Here is a 4,460-nt window from a genome sequence, read left to right as displayed (position 1 = left end):
ACGCACTCCGTTGTATGACTTGCACGTTGAGTTGGGTGGCAAGATGGTTGATTTTGCTGGGTGGGAGATGCCTGTTCAGTATCCGCTGGGGATCATGGGCGAGCATAAGCAGTGCCGGGAGAAGGCGGCGGTGTTTGATGTGTCTCATATGGGGCAGGTGATCCTGCGCGGTGAGAATGTGGGCGAGAAGCTCGAGGCGATCTGCCCGCAGGCCTATGCGACGCTGAAGGAAGGCAAGGCGCGGTACGGGTTTTTCACCAACGCGGACGGCGGGATCATGGATGATTTGATCGTGTCGAATGCGGGCGATCATTTCTTTGTGGTGGTGAACGCGGCGCTGCGGCATCAGGACATTCCGCATATGCAAGCGAACCTCGAGGGCGTTGAGGTGACCGAGATCTTCGACCGCGCTCTGGTTGCGGTTCAGGGTCCTGCGGCGGAAAACGTGGTGGGCGCGTTGTGCCCTGCCGCGCGCGATCTGAAGTTCATGGAAACCACAATTGCAGACATCAACGGTGTCGAATGCCGCATCTCGCGGCTGGGTTATACCGGCGAGGACGGGTACGAGATCTCGATCCCCGAGGACAAGGCGATCGAGATCACCCGCGCGTTTCTGGCGCATGAGGATTGCGAACCGGCGGGTCTGGGCGCACGCGACAGCCTGCGGCTGGAGGCGGGGCTGTGCCTTTATGGCAATGACATCGACCAGAGCACCTCACCGATTGAGGCGTCCCTGGGCTGGGCGATCCAGAAGCGCCGCAAGGAAGAGGGCGGCTTTCCGGGGGCTGACCGCGTGCAGCGCGAACTGGCCGAGGGCCCCGCGCGCAAGCTGGTGGGCATCAAGCCCGAAGGCCGCGCCCCGGCCCGTCAGGGGGTCGAGGTGCAATGCCTTGAGGGCAACACCATCGGTCAGATCACCTCGGGCAGCTTTGGTCCCACGGTCGGCGGCCCGGTGGCGATGGGCTATGTGAGCAAGGGTCATGGTGAGCCGGGCGAGAAGGTGAACCTGATCATCCGGGGCAAGGCGCAACCGGCCGAGATCGTGGCGTTGCCCTTCGTCAAACAGAATTACAAGCGTTGAAGTCAGGAGAGAGAAGACATGGCAACCTATTATTCCGAAGAGCATGAATGGCTGACCGTCGAGGGCGACACGGCCACTCTGGGTATCACCAAACATGCCGCCGAGCAGCTGGGTGAAGTGGTGTTCGTCGAGCAGCAGGAAGCGGGCGACGAGTTCGAAAAGGGCGGCGAGATCGGCGTGATCGAATCCGTCAAGGCCGCGTCCGAGCTGTACGCGCCGGTTGATGGCGAGATCACCGAGGTGAACGAAGCGCTGGCCGACAACCCCGGATCGCTGAACGACGACCCCGAGGGCGAAGCCTGGATCTACAAGATCAAGATTGCGGACGCCGCGCAGCTGGACGATCTGATGGATCTGGACGGCTACAAGGCCCTGATCGGCTAAATCCACTTCGGAGCCCTGTTTGCGGGGCTCCGCCCGTTCGGGCCTGAACCTGTTCACCGGACAGGTTCCGGGACGGCCCTCACTCCCCGCCGGAGGCTCCTGCCTGCCCGGCCGGACCTGACCTATTCGACAGGAGCGCAACAATGGCCTTCAAACTGACCGACTACGAAGCCTATGACTTCGCCAATCGCCGCCACATCGGCCCGTCGCCCACCGAGATGCGCGATATGCTCAAGGTGATCGGCTTCAAGACGCTGGACCAGCTGATCGACGCCACCGTCCCGCCTGCGATCCGGCAGAAAGAACCGCTGGACTGGGGTCCGGCGATGACCGAGCGTGATGCGCTCTTTCACATGAAGCAGGTGGCCAGCAAGAACAAGGTTCTGACCTCGCTGATCGGTCAGGGGTATTATGGCACCACCACGCCGGCACCGATCCTGCGCAACATCCTGGAAAACCCGGCCTGGTACACGGCTTATACGCCCTATCAGCCCGAGATCAGCCAGGGTCGTCTTGAGGCGCTGTTGAACTTCCAGACCATGGTCAGCGACCTGACCGGGCTGGACGTGGCCAACGCGTCGCTGCTGGACGAAGCCACGGCCGCGGCCGAGGCGATGGCGATGGCCAAGCGCGGCGGTCGCTCCAAGGCCAACAACGCAGCCTTCTTTATCGACCGCAACTGCCACCCGCAGACCATCGCGGTGATCAAGACCCGCGCCGAGCCTCTGGGCATCGACGTGCAGGTGGGCGACCCCGACAGCCTGGACGCGGGCGCGGTGTTTGGTGCGATCTTCCAATACCCGGGCACGCATGGCCATGTGCGCGACTACACCGCCGAGATCGCGGCGCTGCACGAACATAAAGCCATCGCCATTGTGGCCGCCGACATCCTGTCGCTGGCGCTGCTGAAGTCACCCGGCGAGATGGGCGCGGATATCGCCATTGGTTCGACCCAGCGTTTTGGCGTTCCGATGGGCTATGGCGGCCCGCATGCCGCTTACATGGCCACCACCGACAAGCTGAAGCGGTCGATGCCGGGCCGGATCATCGGCGTGTCGATCGACAGCCGTGGCAACAAGGCCTACCGCCTGTCGCTGCAGACCCGCGAGCAACACATTCGCCGCGAGAAGGCGAACTCGAACGTCTGCACCGCGCAGGCGCTGCTGGCGGTGATTGCCTCGATGTATGCGGTCTATCACGGCCCCGACGGCATCAAGGCCATCGCGCAATCGGTGCACCGCAAGACCTCGCGCATGGCGGCTGGTCTGGAAGAGGCGGGCTTTGCCGTGGAACCCGAGGTGTTCTTCGACACCATCACGGTCGAGGTCGGCCATCTGCAGAACGTCGTGATGGAGGCCGCCGTGGCCCGTGGCGTCAACCTGCGCAAGGTGGGCGACACCAAGGTCGGCATCAGCCTGGATGAACAGACCCGGCCCGAGACCATCGAGGCCGTCTGGGGCGCCTTCGGCATCGACCGCAAGGATGACAGTTCGAACAAGCAGTATCGCCTGCCCGATTACGCGCTGCGCGAAAGCGAATACCTGACCCACCCGATCTTCCATCAGAACCGGGCCGAGGCCGAGATCACGCGCTACATGCGCCGTCTGGCTGACCGCGATCTGGCGCTGGACCGGGCGATGATCCCGCTGGGGTCCTGCACCATGAAGCTGAACGCCACGATCGAGATGATCCCGGTCACCTGGCCCGAGTTCGGCAATCTGCACCCCTTCGTGCCGGAAGATCAGGCGCAGGGCTATCACGAGATGATTGCCGATCTGAACGACAAGCTGTGCCAGATCACCGGCTATGACGCGATCTCCCAGCAGCCCAACTCGGGCGCGCAGGGGGAATATGCGGGCCTGCTGACCATCCGCAACTATCACGCCGCGCGCGGCGAGGCGCACCGTAATGTCTGCCTGATCCCGACCTCGGCCCATGGCACCAACCCGGCCTCGGCGCAGATGGTGGGCTATCAGGTCGTGCCGGTGAAAGCGGATGAGAACGGCAACATCGATGTCACCGATTTCCGCGAAAAGGCGGAAAAGCACTCTGACCATCTGGCCGCCTGCATGATCACCTACCCCTCGACCCATGGCGTGTTCGAGGAAACCGTGCAGGAGGTCTGCCAGATCACCCATGATCACGGCGGTCAGGTCTATATCGACGGCGCCAACATGAACGCCATGGTGGGTCTGGCGCAGCCGGGCAAGATCGGCGGCGATGTCAGCCACCTGAACCTGCACAAGACCTTCTGCATCCCGCATGGCGGCGGCGGCCCCGGCATGGGCCCGATCGGCGTCAAGGCGCATCTGGAGCCCTACCTGCCCGGCCACCCGGAATATGGCTCTGCCGTGGGTCCGGTCTCGGCCGCGCCCTTCGGGTCGCCCTCGATCCTGCCCGTCTCATGGGCCTATGTGCTGCTGATGGGCGGCGCCGGTCTGACCCAGGCGACCAAGGTGGCGATCCTGAACGCCAACTACATCGCGGCACGCCTCAAGGATGCCTACCCGATCCTCTATACGTCCGAGACCGGCCGGGTGGCGCATGAATGCATCCTCGACACCCGCCCGCTGGACACCGAGGGCAACATCTCGGTCGATGATGTGGCCAAGCGTCTGGTCGATAGCGGCTTCCACGCGCCGACCATGTCCTGGCCGGTGGCGGGCACCCTGATGGTGGAACCGACGGAATCGGAACCGATGGCCGAGTTGGATCGCTTCTGCGACGCCATGCTGTCGATCCGGGCCGAGGCGCAGGAGGTCATCGACGGCAAGATCGACGCGGAAAACAACCCGCTGAAAAACGCCCCCCACACGGTGCGCGATCTGGTCGGCGACTGGGACCGCCCCTACACCCGCGAACAGGCCTGCTTCCCGCCAGGCTCCATGGGCGTCGACAAATACTGGTCCCCAGTCAACCGCGTCGACAACGCATACGGCGACAGAAACCTCATCTGCACATGCCCACCAATGGACGCATACCAAGACGCCGCTGA

3 protein-coding genes are annotated in these 4,460 nt (G+C 63.7%); all 3 read left to right on the top strand.

Going from position 1 to position 4,460, the window contains the following annotated elements; translation table 11 throughout:
- Positions 1-1,081: glycine cleavage system aminomethyltransferase GcvT (gene gcvT, locus ACR0IY_RS21900; RefSeq protein ID WP_480677142.1), on the top strand; the 1,081-nt coding region annotated here is incomplete at its 5' end.
- A gap of 18 nt (positions 1,082-1,099) precedes the next feature.
- Positions 1,100-1,465 carry a glycine cleavage system protein GcvH gene (gene gcvH / locus ACR0IY_RS21895; protein ID WP_480677140.1) on the top strand — a complete coding sequence of 122 codons (366 nt, stop codon included), beginning with the start codon at positions 1,100-1,102 and terminating at the stop codon, positions 1,463-1,465.
- Between the two features lie 143 nt (positions 1,466-1,608).
- Positions 1,609-4,460 (top strand): aminomethyl-transferring glycine dehydrogenase (gene gcvP / locus ACR0IY_RS21890; RefSeq protein WP_480677138.1); only part of this gene is annotated, 2,852 nt, incomplete at its 3' end.

The sequence above is a fragment of the Ruegeria sp. BC1 genome (genome assembly GCF_056539305.1).
This window is presented reverse-complemented; position numbering and strand designations above follow the sequence as displayed.

What these genes read in the sequence shown, in the direction of transcription:
- gcvH (WP_480677140.1), top strand. Translation starts at nt 1,100, where the DNA reads ATGGCAACCTATTATTCCGAAGAGCATGAATGGCTGACCGTCGAGGGC.